The sequence below is a fragment of the Thalassomonas actiniarum genome (assembly GCF_000948975.2).
In the GTDB taxonomy this organism is placed as follows: Bacteria; Pseudomonadota; Gammaproteobacteria; order Enterobacterales; family Alteromonadaceae; genus Thalassomonas; species Thalassomonas actiniarum.
Genome location: NZ_CP059735.1, coordinates 2,953,934 through 2,968,506 on the forward strand (window position 1 = coordinate 2,953,934; position 14,573 = coordinate 2,968,506).

The window sequence follows — 14,573 nt, forward strand, 5'->3', positions numbered from 1 at the left end:
AAATAGCCGGCGATAATTGACACTTGCCGCTTGGCTAAGTATAACTATATGGTATTAAATACTTATTTATTGTGTTGGAGCATTCATGGTTACTTTCGATGATAAGCGTAATTTCTATCGTATGATGTTAAATTCAGAGGTTACGATCACCATCATAGATGATGAGGCCAATCGTCAAATGACTGCCACCTGCCGGGATATGAGCGCCGAGGGCATGGCAATAGAAATGGACTATCCGCTGGATATAGGCACCCGGGTCAGGGTAAAGGTAGAGTCCTCTACCCAGAGTATTCAATCCCTGGATGCCAAGGGCAGAGTGATCCGCGTTAAAGAAGAAAGCGCCGACTGCTACCTGGTTGGCATCAAGATTGACGACATGGATTAGCGATTCGGCATTTAACGCTTAAGCCGACAGCTAATCTCGTGATTCCCCGTAGTTAAGATACGGGGAATGCCTGTTAATCCACCTGGCACACCAGGCCCTTAAGGTAGTAACCTTCCGGATAATTTGACGCTACCGGGTGATCCGCTGCCTGGTGCAATCTTTCCACGTAGTAAAGATTTTTTCCCGCATCCAATGCCGCATCCGCGACTACCTTGTTAAAGAGGTTGCTTTCCATTAATCCCGAGCAGGAAAAAGTTAATAAGATGCCTTTAGGTTTAAGCAACTGCATCGCCAGCATATTGATATCCTTATAACCGCGGCAGGCGCTGGTGAGCTGTGCCTTGGAATCGACAAATTTCGGCGGGTCGAGGATGATCATATCAAAGGTTTTCTTTTCAGCGCGGTACTGGCGCAGCAATTTAAAAACATCTTCTTTGATGCCGGTCACCTTTTTGTCCGCCAGGGCGTTGAGCTCGAGGTTGCGTTTTGCCATATCCAGGGCTGTCTGGGAGACATCGACATTGATCACTTCTTTGGCGTCATTGGCGGCGCAATGCAGGGAGAAAGTGCCGGTGTAGGAGAAACAGTTTAAGATAGACTTGCCTTTGGCGTACTTTCCTGCGGCTAAACGCGAGTCCCGCTGATCCAGGTAAAACCCGGTTTTGTGGCCGGTGGCAATATCGACATGTATTTTAATGCCGTGCTCTTCGATAACACATTCTGTGCTTTCCTGAGGCTCGGTTAACCAGCCGGTAACGGGCTCTAAGCCTTCTTTTTTACGGACATCGACATCTGATCTTTCATAGATATGGCATCCGGGGTACAGTTCTTTTAAACAATCTACCAGGGTGTAACGATGAAAATCGGCGCCGGCACTGAGCAGCTGGCAGACAATGAAGTTGTCATATTTATCTATGGTAATGCCGGGCAGTCCGTCGGACTCACCTGCGATCAGGCGGTAGCCGGTTAACTTGTCCCGGTCGATAAAATAATTGCGCCGTGACTGGGCAAGGGTAAGTTTTTTGAAAAAAAACGCTCTGTCTATTTGTTCGTTTTCATCAAAACTCCATACCCGCACCCTGATCTGAGATTCGGGAGAATAGGCGCCTTTGGCCAGCCAGTTGCCTTTGCTGTCGAAGACATCAACCGTCTCTCCCAGCATAGGTTTTCCTTTTATCTTATTCACCCCCTTAGAGAAAACCCAGGGGTGTTTGCGCAATAAAGATTTTTCCCGGCCAACATTTAAATAAATTCTTGACGACATATGCCTATACTTAACAGTAATAAAAATTGCGCTGATTGTAGACAAAGGCCTTAAGTGGCGCAATCAACAATTGTGAAAAGATAACAATAAAGGAAGGGCACAATGAAAGTATGCTTTTCAGTGACTGTCAGTGGTCTTGTACAAGGCGTGTATTTTCGGGCTTCCAGTCAGCAGGTTGCTATAGACTACGGTCTTAGCGGCTATGCGCGTAATCTCTCCGATGGCAATGTCGAACTGTTGATCTGTGGCGAACAGAGTAATGTCGAAAAAATGCTCCATTGGCTGAAACAGGGGCCGCCTGAAGCCGAAGTGGAAGATTTGCGTCATGAACAAGTGCAATGGCAAGAGCATAATTTTTTTGCCATTGAATAAAGCAAAGGACGTAATTGTCTGATCAGGGAAGAGAAACCCGCGCATCGATTGCTTTGCACTGCTTATTTTTCATATAATCGGGCAAAACTATCTTGCCGGATAAACGAATGAAATTTATTGATGTCGATAAAGACAATCAGCTGGTTTTTGCCACCGCCAATCAGCCCGAGATTGTTGAAGATGAATGCCTGATTAAAGTGAAAGCAATAGGGGTTAACCGTGCGGACTTGCTGCAAAGGGCGGGACAATATCCCCCCCCGGCGGGGGAGTCGGAAATTCTAGGCCTGGAAGTGTGCGGCGATATCGCCTTATGCGGCCCGGCGGTGAACAACCGGCAAGTCGGCGATAAGGTGTTCGGCCTGGTGCCCGGCGGAGGTTATGGCGAATATGCCAAGGTAAAAGCCGGGCAATTATTTCAGCTGCCGCAGGATTTTAGTTACGCCCAGGGGGCAGCGACAGCCGAGGTGTTTCTTACCGCTTTTCAAAGTTTATTTTCCCTGGCGTGCCTGCAAAAAAGTGAAACTGTGCTGATCCATGCCGGTGCCAGTGGCGTCGGCACGGCAGCGATCATCCTGGCCAAACTTTTTGGTTGTGAAGTTACAGTAACCGCCGGTACGGAAGAAAAGCTCGCCGCCTGCCAGGCCCTGGGGGCCGATCACCTGATCAATTACCGCGCTCAAGACTTTGTGCAATGGAAAAAAGCGCATCAACCCGCCGGGTACGATGTTATTCTCGATGTCGTCGGAGGAAGTTACTTAAATAAAAATATCTCGGCGGCAGCCCTTGATGGCCGTATTATCATGCTTGCTATGTTGGGAGGCAGGTACAGCGAATCTCTGGATATTGCTAAACTCTTGTTGAAACGTTTGACCCTGAAGGCATCGACGCTGAGAAACCGCAGTGATGAATACAAGGCTCAGCTGGTAAGGGATTTTAATCGTTATTTCGGTGAGGCCTTGCAGCAAGGGAAAATAAAACCTGTGATCGACCAGGTTTATCCCTGGCAGGATGCTGATCATGCCCATAGCCGAATGGCCAATTGTGAAAACATTGGTAAACTCGTGCTTTCGTTAGAGTAGCTGCAAACTGACTGTTATGCTGAGCCGGCCTGATTGCAAGCGGTCGGCATTACCGGCTGAAAAGCTGGGAAAGTAAGCACGTTAGGGCTCATGAGGCATTGCCGGAGTCAATGGCAGATCAGAATAAATTCACCTGGGGTGAGTCGAAGACAGGTATTTCTAAGAGAAAGAAGTTATCAGGGGAGTTGGTTGCGGGAGCCGGATTTGAACCGACGACCTTCGGGTTATGAGCCCGACGAGCTACCAGGCTGCTCCATCCCGCGTCCGAATGGTTTAAGACGTAAACGTCGTTAAACAAGCCAATAACGGTTTTAATTCAGTTATCAGGGAATTGGTTGCGGGAGCCGGATTTGAACCGACGACCTTCGGGTTATGAGCCCGACGAGCTACCAGGCTGCTCCATCCCGCGTCCGAATGGTTTAAGACGTAAACGTCGTTAAACAAGCCAATAACGGTTTTAATTCAGTTATCAGGGAATTGGTTGCGGGAGCCGGATTTGAACCGACGACCTTCGGGTTATGAGCCCGACGAGCTACCAGGCTGCTCCATCCCGCGTCCGAATGGTTTAAGACGTAAACGTCGTTAAACAAGCCAATAACGGTTTTAATTCAGTTATCAGGGAATTGGTTGCGGGAGCCGGATTTGAACCGACGACCTTCGGGTTATGAGCCCGACGAGCTACCAGGCTGCTCCATCCCGCGTCCGAATGGTTTAAGACGTAAACGTCGTTAAACAAGCCGATAACGGTTTTAATTCAGTTATCAGGGAATTGGTTGCGGGAGCCGGATTTGAACCGACGACCTTCGGGTTATGAGCCCGACGAGCTACCAGGCTGCTCCATCCCGCGTCCGATATACTTCTTTATTAAGTATCACTTCGTTTTCACAGCACTGACTTTTCTTATATTAGAGAGCCTAAACAAAAATTGGTTGCGGGAGCCGGATTTGAACCGACGACCTTCGGGTTATGAGCCCGACGAGCTACCAGGCTGCTCCATCCCGCGTCCGTGAAAACGAGGCGTACTATAAGGATAGCCAAACGAGATTGCAAGGCGTTTTGTGAAAAAAAATCACTTTCGGGCAAATAAAATCGAGAGTGAATTATTTATGAACTATTTAAGCTGTAATTCTAATCATTATCAATCTAACAGCGGAAAAACGCCGTGTTTTTTCAATTGCCCCGGCTGTTATCTGCTTTAAATATGTTGCAGATCCGGGCCATTGTCTGATGTTTATGGCCCAGTGATGAAATATCTCTATTTAGCTCCTGCATTTATCAGGAATAGGTTTAAGTCGCAGGTGTCTTTGTTTATAATCGCGGCCACGAATTCGGATGGAAATTAAACATGTATCATTTTTTAGCCTTAACGTCGGTGGGCATAGAAGTATTATTAGCAGAGGAAATAAAATCCTTAGGTGGTGAGCAGGTTGTGCAAAAACCCGAAGGTGTTTATTTCTCGGCCCCCTTAGCCCTAGGTTATCATATTTGTTTATGGACGCGTTTTGCTACCCGGGTATTGCTGCAACTGGGGCAGGGGGATGCGCAAAACAAAGATCAGCTCTTTGCGGCGGCAAGTGAGGTGAACTGGTCTGAGGTTTTTTCCAGCCATCATACCTTTGCCGTTGACTTTGTCGGGAAGAGTGAAGAAATACGCAACAGCCAGTTTGGCGGTTTAACGGTCAAAGATGCCATTGTTGATCATTTTCGTGCAATCAACGATGAGCGGCCGTCGGTGGATAAGTCCTACCCGGATATCCGCATTCAGGCGCGGCTGTTAAAGCAAAAAGTAGCTTTTTACCTGGATTTCTCCGGACGGGGTTTATTCCAGCGCGGTTACCGGCGGGACAGCGGCGCGGCGCCGTTAAAAGAAAATCTGGCGGCGGCGATTATTCAACGCTCCGGCTGGTTGGCAGATACCAGCAAGCCGCTGGTTGACCCCATGTGCGGTTCGGGCACTATTTTAATCGAAGCGGTTTCTATGGCGGCAGGCGAAGCCCCGGGTATCGATAGGGAGAGCTGGGGGTTTGAGCTGTGGTTAGATCACGATGCCGAGCTTTGGCAGGAGCAGCTCAGCCGGGCGATAGAAGTCTCTAACGAAGGCATCGGTAAGCTTGATATTAAGGTTTATGGTTATGATCTTGACAGCCGGGTATTAAAAACCGCCGAGCAAAACGTCAGAAATGCCGGGTTGCAGCGTTTTATCAACTTTACCTGCCGCGATGCCAATAAACTGCTCAACAGTTTTGAGCAGCCGGGCACTATCTTGTTTAACCCCCCTTACGGGGAACGTATCGGTGAATTACCCGAGCTGGTGGAAACCTTTGTTACCTTAGGACAAAAATTCAAGGCCCAGTTCATGCACTGGCAAGTGGCGATATTAACCGCCAACATTGAACTCTTGTCTATGCTCAAGCTTGCCAGCTTTAAGCGTTATAAACTGAAAAATGGTCCCCTTGATTGCCAGTTGGCCCTGTATAAGCTTGATCAGCAGCAAACGGCGAAAGACGAGCTCAATCCCCAGGGAGATTTTGCCCGGGAAAAGTCCGACTTTGCCAATCGTTTGACCAAAAATGTCAAAAACCTGAAAGGCTGGGTCAGGGCAGAGCAACTGGAGTGTTACCGCCTCTATGATGCCGATATCCCGGAATATAATGTTGCCGTCGATATTTATGGCGAATATCTGGTGATCCATGAATATGCAGCGCCGGCAAGCATTGCTCCTGAAAAAGCGGCCAAGCGGCTGCAGGAAGTGATTTACTGGGCCCCTAAGGTGCTTGATGTCACCACAGATAAGGTGGTCTTAAAAACCCGCGCCAAGCAAAAAGGCAGCAATCAGTATCAAAAGATCGATAAAAGCAAACAGGCGATTGTTGTGCATGAATACGGGGCCAAACTCAAGGTTAACCTCTGGGATTATCTGGATACCGGCTTATTCCTGGATCACCGTAAAACCCGGCAAATCGTGGCGAAAAAGGCAAAAAATAGGTCTTTGCTTAACTTATTTGCCTATACCGGTTCGGTATCCTTACAGGCAGCCCTGCACGGCGCCGCGTCTGTGACCACAGTGGATATGTCCAATACCTATCTCAACTGGGCCCAGGATAATTTTGCCCTGAATAACCTTTCCGGCCATAAATACCAGTTTGTGCAGGCAGACTGTTTGCAGTGGCTGAAAAACAACGAGCAGCAATTTGATGTTGTGTTTATTGACCCGCCGACCTTTTCCAATTCTAAACGCATGGGGGAGAGCTTTGATGTGCAAAGGGATCACGTTGCGTTAATTGAAGATGGTCTGAAGGCGCTGGCACCGGGGGGAGAATTAATTTTCACCAACAATAAGCGTAATTTTAAAATGAATTTTGACGCTATGGCGGCATTAAACCTTAAAGTGGTCGCCATGAGCGATAAAACCCGGGATAAAGATTTCCAGCGCAACAAGCATATTCACAACAGCTGGCTGATCAGCCGCCAGGACCAGGATTAAGGGGCAGCGATGAGCCAGGTTTTTATTTTATACAGCAGCGAAGGTTGCCACTTATGCGAGCAGGCACTGGAGCTGTGTTATGGGCAGCTGGACCCGGGTAAGATTAAAGTTGTGGATATCGTCGATGATGATGACTTAGTGGCATTATATGGCGTACATATCCCGGTATTAGAACGGTTAACAGACGGCCAGAAGCTTTTCTGGCCTTTTACTGCCCAGCAGATAGGCGAGTTAATATAAGTATGGAATTATTGAGGATCTCGGGCGCAGAGCTTGCGTTTGGAGAAGATAAAATATTAGATAAGGCAGAGCTGAGCGTACAAACGGGCGAACGTATCTGTCTGGTGGGCCGCAACGGCGCCGGGAAATCGTCTTTTTTAAAAGTCCTGATGGGGCGGCAAAATCTCGATGATGGCAAAATGCTGACATCCTCGACCATGCGCCTGGCGATGTTGGAGCAAGATCCGCCGGAATCCTGTGATTTAAGTGTTTTTGACTATGTCGCCCAGGGGGTGGAGAAAAATGCCGACTTAATCAAACGCTACCATGCGCTCATTCATGATGTGGCGGAAAACCCGTCACAAGAAAATCTGGATAAACTCTCGAAAGTGCAGGAGCAGCTTGAGCTGGCGGATGCCTGGAAAGATGAGCAGCGCATCGAACAGGTTATGAGTACGCTGGCATTAAACAGCGAAGCCCGGGTGAGCGATCTCTCCGGTGGCTGGTTGCGTAAACTGGCGCTGGCCAAAGCCCTGGTGACCGATCCGGATATCTTATTGCTCGACGAGCCCACCAACCACCTGGATATTGAAAGTGTGCTATGGCTGGAAAAATTCTTAAAAGATTTTGGCGGCACCATTATCTTTATCAGTCACGACCGGGCTTTTATTCGCGGTTTATCGACCCGTATTCTGGATCTTGACCGGGGTAAGCTCACCAGTTATCCGGGAGATTATGATGTTTATATCGAACAAAAACAGCATGATTTGCAGGTAGAAGCCCAGCAAAATGCCCTGTTCGACAAGCGCCTTGCCGAAGAAGAAGCCTGGATACGCCAGGGCATCAAAGCCCGTCGTACCCGTAACGAAGGCCGGGTGCGGGCCCTGGAAAAATTGCGTGTTGAGCGCCAGAGCCGGCGCGAGGTGAAGAACCAGGGAGATATGAATATTTCCGTGGGAGACAGATCCGGCAAACTGGTGTTTGAATGTGAAAACCTGTCGATGTCCTTTGACGATAAAACCATTATCCGCAACCTGGATTTGCTGATCAGCCGCGGTGATCGCCTGGCGTTGATCGGTGCTAACGGTACCGGCAAGTCAACCTTGATTAAGCTGATTATGGAGCAGTTAAGCCCAAGCAGCGGCAAAATGCGCTCTGGGGTGAATTTAGAAATTGCCTATTTTGATCAGCACAGGGATCAGCTCGATGTTAATAAAACCGTGCAGGACAGTGTCGCCGACGGCAAGCAGGAAGTCACGGTCAACGGCCGTACCCGCCATGTATTAGGTTATTTGCAGGATTTCCTCTTTAGTCCCAAACGTGCCCGTACCCCGGTAAGGGCACTGTCCGGCGGTGAGAAAAACCGTTTATTGCTGGCGCGTTTGTTTTTACGCCCAAGTAATTTGCTGATCCTCGATGAACCTACCAATGATCTCGATATCGAAACCCTGGAGCTGCTTGAAGAAGTGGTTGCCAATTATGCCGGTACCGTGTTGTTGGTGAGCCATGACCGGGATTTTGTAAATAATTGCATTAATACTTGCCTTTACTTTGACGGAAGTGGTCAAATAAAGCAGATTGTCGGCGGTTATGATGATGTTGACAGCTACCTGGCGCTAAAAGCACAACAGCAAAAGGCTTTGGCAGAGCAATACGGCGCCGGTGACAAGAGCAAGAAAAACGAGCAAAAATCACAAAAGGATGCGGGCAAGGGCACTGATAGCAAGGCAAAGCCGGCGGCCAAGAAAAAGTTATCTTATAAAGAAAGCCGCGAGCTCGAAGCCTTACCGGATGAGATTGACAACCTGGAGCAGTTGATCGATTCACTGCAGGCGCAGATCAACAGCAGCGATTTTTTCAGCCAGGATCCCGAGCAAACCAATAAAATATTGAACCAGCTGGCCGAGAGCGAGTCCAAGCTCGAAGCCGCCTTTGCCAGATGGCAAGAGTTAGATGAATTATAACAAGTAAGTAAGAGCGCAGTAATTAGATGAAAAAATTTGTAAAGTCGATTTTAGCAGCAGGGATCACCAGTGCATTGTGTATCGCAAACGCCAATGCTGCCACTTACCAGGTGATAGACACCGGCGAGGTATCAGGTCTTGAATATACTTTTGCCCAAAAGGAAAATGTCCAGGGAGCAAAGTCGCTGGCAGGCAGCAACATTTACAACTTTCCGGTGCAATACCAATACCTTGATGATGATGACTTTGATAATATTGACGATTATGCCGAAAGTCGTCACGAAAGTGTGATTGACTTAAAAGATCTGGAAGATTTAACGGCGTTAAAAGCGGGTACGCCTACGGGGAATGATCTTGCCTGGGCTAGAATTTGGCTCAGTGCCGTTTCCGATACCAAATACCAGAAAGTGGGCGATAGCGCCGTTTTACTCAATGTAAACGGTGAAACCGAGGAAATCACGATATTTGATACCACTTTTGACGATGGTCAACTGACTCGTTCGACCACGAATACGGTTTATGGTATCACCAATGAAGGTTGGGTTTTCGGTACCGCTTCTGCTCCTTATCTGCCGCTGGATTTTACCGAAAGCGATGGTGATGAAGTGACCCATTGGGTCAGGGACTTCACCACCCGGGCCTTTTTGACCACGGATAACGGTAATACCATTAAAAGCATTCTTCCTGAAGAAGCCAGCTATGGTGGTGAGTCAGGTATACTGGATATTAACGATAACCGAGTTGCCGTGGGGTTTGCCAGTACCAAGCTTTACATTAATACCGTTGAAGACTTCATTGAAGATGAGTGTGCCGATCCTGATTACATCGATGATATTCCTGTAGAAGTTTGTTTGCAAAGTGCCCGAAACGGCTTATATCACTTAAGTGCCTATAAATGGACCCTGGATGAGAGCGGTGATGTCATCTCCTCCGAAGATTTGGGCATGTTAGTTACCCCGCATGAAGATGATGAGCGGGTTTATACCGCTACGGCACAGGCCATTAATAATCACGGTGTTGCGGTAGGTTTTGCCGATGGCTGGGTGGATGAAAATGAAACTAGCCCCAGTGAGGGCGAAACCCGCAGTACCTATGCCGTGGTTTTTAAAGACGGCGAAGTTACCGATTTTACCGAAGATCATGGTGAGTATTATGCCTCCAGAGCCAATGATATCAATGATGAGGGCATAGCGGTTGGTTATGTGACCACGATCATCAGCGGTGAAATCAAAACAAAATTTTATTATGTAGACACTAATGCCGAAAATATGCAGATGGTTTTCCCGGATGATTATTTTACCGGCTCCGCCAGTATCGCCGAGGCGATCAATGAAAATGGCATGATCGTCGGGACAGGGGAAGTAGAAACGCATAATACCAGCAGCACGAATCCGCGAAGACGTCATGCCTTTTTATATAATATGAATGACGATTCCTTTGTTAACCTTAATGATCTCCTGCCTTGTGATTCTGCCTATACCATTGTCGAAGCCACAGACATCAATGAAGACAATGAAATCTTTGCTACCGCCGTGGTTAAAAATGAGCGCCGCGATGCCAAAGGGGAGCTGATGCGTGATGCCAACGGCGAAATCGATGTCGAAGATGTGGTGCGTGCGGTAAAACTTGTGCCGATTGACGGTGACATTGAAGGTTGTAATTCCGTGGTTGAGAAAGTGGAGCGTAGCGGTGCAGGTTTTGGCCTGTTATCTCTTTTTGCCATGCTTACATTTGGCTTACGCCGAAAGCTTAAGTTAACGGCATAGCCTAGTATAGCACTTTAGCAGGCTTGCCTAAAAATGCCTCTCTTTAAAACCCTCGTCGCCGAGGGTTTTTTATTTTCTTCCTGTAATAAAAAGCTCCTGCAGATTTGCATTATGCTCGAAATACATCGCTATCGTATTTTGCTTCGATAGATTTTCGGCCGCTGCTTTAACAAAAAACCGTCCCGGTTTATTTCTCCTTATCACCAGTGAAGCAAGTTTGCGGCTGCCTTTAAATTAAGTTATTAAAAAATATATAAAATATTGAACCAGAAGCTTAAGGGTCGGTCCAAACCCAGGTGCCTCTTGCCTGATGATAAGAGCGAAAGGAATTGTGACAAGGAACTGAGGAAGTAATTGATAAATGGATAAATTGGCAAAATCAATTTTAGCGGTAGCGCTTAGTGGCGGACTACTTTTTACCAGCGTCAATGCGGCAATATACCGGGTGATTGAAACCGGCGAAAAAACTGAGCTGGAATATACCTTTGCCCAAAAAGAAAACGCTTTGGGCGAGAAAGCCCTGGCCGGGGCCGGTATTTATAATTTCCCGGTGCAATATCAATATTTTAAAGATGATGATTTCGACAACATAAAAGCTTATGCAAAAGTAAATCATGAGCGGGTCATTGATTTACATGATTTGCAAGACTTTACCGCATTAAAGGCGGGTACGGCTACAGCAAACGATCTGGCCTGGGTGAAACTCTGGCTGCTTGCTATAGGAGATTTGAAATATCAGAAAGTGGGTGATTCGGCGGTGCTGGCCCAGCTTAACGGCGAGCTCGAAGAGATCGTCATCTTTGATAGCCCTTTTGCTGATGGTCAGCTGACCCGCTCCACCACTAATGTGGTCAGCGGCATCACCGATGAGGGCTGGATTTTTGGCAGTGCTTCTGCGCCTTATTTGCCGCTGGATTTCATTGAGACGGATAATAATGAAGTCACCTATTGGCTCAGGGACTTTACCCGGCGGGGTTTTTTGACCACAGACAAAGGCAGCACCATTAAGAGCATCATGCCGCCTCAAGCTGAGCATGGCGGCGAATCTGCTATTTTGGCGATAAATAACAACCGGGTGGCGGTAGGTTATGCCAGCACAGGGCTTAATGTCCAGGCCCGGGAATATATTGAGGATGAAAGCGGCGGCTGTGCCGATCAGGCGAAGCTTGAAAGTATTCCCTATCAGGCTTGTGTACAAGAGCGCAGGCAGGGTTTATACCATTTAAGTGCCTATAAATGGGTCTTAGATGAAAATGGCGAGGTGAGCTCAAGTGAAAATCTTGGCACTTTGGTAACCCCCCACGGCGAGGATGAGCGTGTTTATATCGCCAAGGCACAAGCGATCAACAACCTTGGTGTCGCCGTGGGCTTTGCCCATGGCTGGTGGGATGAAAAGGAAACCGAGCCGGCGGCAAGAGAAAGCCGCAACACCTATGCCGTTGTTTATAAAGACGGGGCGGTGAAAGATTTTACCGGAGATCACAGTCAGTATTATAACTCTGAGGCTGTTGATATCAATGATCAGGGGATTGCCATAGGGCATGTCTGGACCAATATCAGCGGTGAGGCCCGCAGTAAATTCTATTATGTCGATACCAATGCCGATGATATGCAAATGGTACTGCCGCAGGATTTTTTTACCGGCTCTTCCAGTGTTGCCCGGGCGATTAATGAAAGCGGCATGGTCGTGGGAAACGGGGAAGTGGAAACCCATAATGCCAGCAGCATTGATCCCAATGAGCCCAACCCGCGTCGCCGTCATGCTTTTTTATATGATCTTAACCAGGATAGGTTCACTAATATCAATGATCTTTTACCCTGTGATTCGCCGTACACTGTTATCGAAGCCTCAGATATCAATGTTGATAATGAAATTTTTGCCAATGCAATAGTGAAGGTGGATCGCCGGGATGCCAAAGGAGAGCTGATGCATGATGCTGACGGTGTGGTGGATAAAGAAGATGTCGTCAGGGCAGTCAAGCTGGTGCCGATAGCGGGGGAAGCAGAAGCTTGTAATGCCGCGGTGGAGCAAGTGCAGCGTCAGGGGGCTGGCTTGTCTCTGCTATTGCTTTTTGTCCTGTTTAGTTTCGCTTTACGCAGCAAGCTAAATTTTAAAGGTTAAGGGCTGTTAAAGTGTTATATCGTGTAACAGTGCCTTAAACAGATAAAAACCCTCATCGATGAGGGTTTTTTATGTTATCTGGCTTGGGCAAAAAATTAGAAACTTGCCGTATCCGTGAATAAACCGACTTTTAAGTCTTTGGCGGTATAGATTTCGCGGCCGTCAACCAATACCGAACCATCGGCGATGCCCATAAATAATTTACGCTTGATCACACGCTTAAGGGTAATTTTATACGTGACTTTTTTCGCCGTCGGCAAGATTTGTCCGGTAAATTTAACCTCTCCGACACCTAAGGCGCGGCCACGGCCCGGTCCGCCGGACCAGCCAAGGTAAAAACCGACTAATTGCCACATGGCATCCAGGCCTAAACAACCGGGCATGACAGGGTCGCCTTTAAAGTGGCAGTCAAAAAACCAAAGATCCGGAGTAATATCAAGTTCTGCGATGATTTCGCCTTTACCATGTTCGCCGCCATCGGCATTGATAACATTGATGCGATCCATCATTAACATGTTGTCAGAAGGTAACTGGCTGTTGCCTTCACCAAACATTTCCCCGTTAGCGGTTTTGATCAGATCTTCTTTGCTATACGCACTTTTTTGTTCCATGAGCTCACTTCAAAATAAGATTATAATAATTTCAGGGCGCTACTTTAGCGAACACTTGTACACTAAACAACTCGGAGCAGTGAAAAAAATTGCAAAAAGTTGAGTTATGCGTAACCATTGTTTCTCTATCAGGCAGTAAAGGAGAATAAAAATGACCGAAAAGAAAGCACCGTTATCAAATGCCGAAAAGCAAAAGCGTTACCGAGAACGGCAAAAAGAGGGCGGAAAAAAAGAAATGCGCGGCTATTTAACACCGGAGGCGTTAAAGTGTTATCAATTGATCGCCGAGCAAACCCAGTGGTCAGACAGCGTGATTTTAAGCAATGCGGTGCGTTTGACTTATGCTGCCTATAAGAACGGACAAATCGCATTATTAAATAACTGGTTGAACAAACATGACTTATAAAAGCCGCCACGGATCCTGTTTTGCAAATCAGCCCAAGTGCAAACCGAGCTGCAAGCATAGTGACAGCAAACAAGACAGTGAAATAAATGCTGAAATTTGATTGTGTTAACCCGGCATTCACTATATTCTTAACAGATTAGGAATCTAGCAGTAGTTAACATCATACATACCTAAAAGGTGCTACCCCGTTGATAAATGTTTTATTAGTTGATGATCATGAATTAGTCCGGACCGGTATCCGAAAAATTCTCGATGAAGTCAAAGGATTGAAAGTAATAGGAGAAACTAAAACGGGAGAAGAAGCTGTACAGTTTTGCCGTAAAAATGAGCCCGATGTGGTGTTAATGGATATGAATATGCCAGGTATTGGCGGCTTGGAAGCAACCAAGAAGATTATCCGTTATGCTCCCGATGTTAAAGTGATCGTGCTGACGGTACATACTGAAGACCCGTTTCCGACTAAAGTGATGCAAATTGGCGCTGCCGGTTATCTGACCAAAGGTACCGGACCGGATGAAATGGTGAATGCCATCCGGGCGGTGAATAGCGGTCAACGTTATATCCCGGCAGAAATTGCCCAGCAAATGGCGCTGAGTCAGTTTAAGTCGGTGGAAGAGAATCCGTTTAATGTTTTGTCGGAGCGTGAATTGCAGATCATGTTGATGATCACCCGGGGAGAGAAAGTGCCCCATATTTCCGAACAACTGGCATTAAGCTCTAAAACCATTAACAGTTACCGTTATCGTATGTTTGAAAAACTCAATGTCAGTAATGATGTTGAATTGACCCATCTTGCGATTCGCCATGGCATGTTAAAAACCGAAAAACTCTAGTCTTGTCTGAAGTATCTCCATTGTCTGATAAAGAGTCTGATCAAAAGTCTGATAAAGAGACTGAAAAA

12 protein-coding genes and 6 tRNA genes are annotated in these 14,573 nt (G+C 47.2%); 10 read left to right on the forward strand and 8 right to left on the reverse strand.

All coding sequences use genetic code 11. The features are described from left to right. Positions 1-85 precede the first annotated feature (85 nt). Positions 86-385 (forward strand): PilZ domain-containing protein, encoded by a 300-nt coding sequence (locus SG35_RS12810; protein WP_044833558.1) that lies wholly within the window; start codon positions 86-88, stop codon positions 383-385. A gap of 73 nt (positions 386-458) precedes the next feature. Here SG35_RS12810 and SG35_RS12815 read toward each other — a convergent pair whose 3' ends face one another. Then, positions 459-1,649, reverse strand: a complete 1,191-nt coding sequence (locus SG35_RS12815) for a class I SAM-dependent methyltransferase (RefSeq protein WP_044833559.1) — start codon at positions 1,647-1,649, stop codon at positions 459-461. 102 nt (positions 1,650-1,751) lie between these two features. Here SG35_RS12815 and SG35_RS12820 point away from each other — a divergent pair, with 102 nt between their 5' ends. Continuing rightward, the gene (locus SG35_RS12820; protein WP_044833560.1) at positions 1,752-2,021 is read left to right on the forward strand and encodes an acylphosphatase; all 270 of its coding nucleotides are present in this window, start codon (positions 1,752-1,754) and stop codon (positions 2,019-2,021) included. Positions 2,022-2,128: 107 nt separating this feature from the next. After that, entirely contained in the window at positions 2,129-3,100 is a 972-nt protein-coding gene (locus SG35_RS12825) for an NAD(P)H-quinone oxidoreductase (protein ID WP_044833561.1), read from the forward strand. A gap of 186 nt (positions 3,101-3,286) precedes the next feature. Here SG35_RS12825 and SG35_RS12830 read toward each other — a convergent pair. The 6 genes from SG35_RS12830 to SG35_RS12855 form a co-directional block, all read right to left on the reverse strand. Further along, a tRNA-Met gene (locus SG35_RS12830) sits at positions 3,287-3,363 on the reverse strand. A 69-nt stretch (positions 3,364-3,432) separates the two neighbouring features. Next, positions 3,433-3,509 (reverse strand) — tRNA-Met (locus SG35_RS12835). Positions 3,510-3,578: 69 nt separating this feature from the next. Continuing rightward, positions 3,579-3,655, reverse strand: a tRNA-Met gene (locus tag SG35_RS12840). 69 nt (positions 3,656-3,724) lie between these two features. Beyond that, positions 3,725-3,801 (reverse strand) — tRNA-Met (locus SG35_RS12845). A gap of 69 nt (positions 3,802-3,870) precedes the next feature. Further along, a tRNA-Met gene (locus SG35_RS12850) sits at positions 3,871-3,947 on the reverse strand. A 79-nt stretch (positions 3,948-4,026) separates the two neighbouring features. Continuing rightward, positions 4,027-4,103: transfer RNA gene (locus tag SG35_RS12855), tRNA-Met, on the reverse strand. Between the two features lie 342 nt (positions 4,104-4,445). On the opposite strand from SG35_RS12855, the gene rlmKL reads away from it, so the two are divergent. The 5 genes from rlmKL (at position 4,446) to SG35_RS12880 (ending at position 12,655) form a co-directional block, all read left to right on the forward strand. Continuing rightward, a complete protein-coding gene (gene rlmKL / locus SG35_RS12860; RefSeq protein WP_044836336.1) occupies positions 4,446-6,584 on the forward strand; it encodes a bifunctional 23S rRNA (guanine(2069)-N(7))-methyltransferase RlmK/23S rRNA (guanine(2445)-N(2))-methyltransferase RlmL in 2,139 nt (712 codons plus the stop codon). 9 nt (positions 6,585-6,593) lie between these two features. Further along, positions 6,594-6,824, forward strand: a complete 231-nt coding sequence (locus SG35_RS12865; protein ID WP_044836337.1) for a glutaredoxin family protein — start codon at positions 6,594-6,596, stop codon at positions 6,822-6,824. A gap of 2 nt (positions 6,825-6,826) precedes the next feature. After that, positions 6,827-8,767, forward strand: coding sequence for an ATP-binding cassette ATPase Uup (uup, locus tag SG35_RS12870; protein ID WP_044836338.1), 1,941 nt, complete (start codon positions 6,827-6,829; stop codon positions 8,765-8,767). A 26-nt stretch (positions 8,768-8,793) separates the two neighbouring features. After that, on the forward strand, positions 8,794-10,533 hold the full coding sequence (locus tag SG35_RS12875; protein ID WP_044836339.1) for a DUF3466 family protein: 1,740 nt from the start codon (positions 8,794-8,796) through the stop codon (positions 10,531-10,533). Between the two features lie 361 nt (positions 10,534-10,894). Then, the gene (locus SG35_RS12880; RefSeq protein WP_044836340.1) at positions 10,895-12,655 is read left to right on the forward strand and encodes a DUF3466 family protein; all 1,761 of its coding nucleotides are present in this window, start codon (positions 10,895-10,897) and stop codon (positions 12,653-12,655) included. A gap of 95 nt (positions 12,656-12,750) precedes the next feature. Here SG35_RS12880 and fabA read toward each other — a convergent pair whose 3' ends face one another. Continuing rightward, positions 12,751-13,266, reverse strand: coding sequence for a bifunctional 3-hydroxydecanoyl-ACP dehydratase/trans-2-decenoyl-ACP isomerase (gene fabA / locus SG35_RS12885; protein ID WP_044836341.1), 516 nt, complete (start codon positions 13,264-13,266; stop codon positions 12,751-12,753). Positions 13,267-13,417: 151 nt separating this feature from the next. On the opposite strand from fabA, the gene SG35_RS12890 reads away from it, so the two are divergent. Together SG35_RS12890 and uvrY are read left to right on the forward strand one after the other, a co-directional pair. Next, positions 13,418-13,672: a hypothetical protein gene (locus SG35_RS12890; protein ID WP_044836342.1), complete on the forward strand. Its 255-nt coding sequence runs from the start codon at positions 13,418-13,420 to the stop codon at positions 13,670-13,672. Between the two features lie 188 nt (positions 13,673-13,860). After that, positions 13,861-14,505, forward strand: a complete 645-nt coding sequence (gene uvrY, locus SG35_RS12895; protein ID WP_044836343.1) for a UvrY/SirA/GacA family response regulator transcription factor — start codon at positions 13,861-13,863, stop codon at positions 14,503-14,505. Positions 14,506-14,573: the final 68 nt, after the last annotated feature.

Coding starts and splice junctions, on each gene's coding strand:
- SG35_RS12890 (WP_044836342.1), top strand. CDS start 13,418: ATGACCGAAAAGAAAGCACCGTTATCAAATGCCGAAAAGCAAAAGCGT.
- SG35_RS12865 (WP_044836337.1), top strand. CDS start 6,594: ATGAGCCAGGTTTTTATTTTATACAGCAGCGAAGGTTGCCACTTATGC.
- SG35_RS12825 (WP_044833561.1), top strand. CDS start 2,129: ATGAAATTTATTGATGTCGATAAAGACAATCAGCTGGTTTTTGCCACC.
- SG35_RS12810 (WP_044833558.1), top strand. CDS start 86: ATGGTTACTTTCGATGATAAGCGTAATTTCTATCGTATGATGTTAAAT.
- SG35_RS12820 (WP_044833560.1), top strand. CDS start 1,752: ATGAAAGTATGCTTTTCAGTGACTGTCAGTGGTCTTGTACAAGGCGTG.
- uup (WP_044836338.1), top strand. CDS start 6,827: ATGGAATTATTGAGGATCTCGGGCGCAGAGCTTGCGTTTGGAGAAGAT.
- SG35_RS12875 (WP_044836339.1), top strand. CDS start 8,794: ATGAAAAAATTTGTAAAGTCGATTTTAGCAGCAGGGATCACCAGTGCA.
- SG35_RS12815 (WP_044833559.1), bottom strand. CDS start 1,649: ATGTCGTCAAGAATTTATTTAAATGTTGGCCGGGAAAAATCTTTATTG.
- rlmKL (WP_044836336.1), top strand. CDS start 4,446: ATGTATCATTTTTTAGCCTTAACGTCGGTGGGCATAGAAGTATTATTA.
- fabA (WP_044836341.1), bottom strand. CDS start 13,266: ATGGAACAAAAAAGTGCGTATAGCAAAGAAGATCTGATCAAAACCGCT.
- SG35_RS12880 (WP_044836340.1), top strand. CDS start 10,895: ATGGATAAATTGGCAAAATCAATTTTAGCGGTAGCGCTTAGTGGCGGA.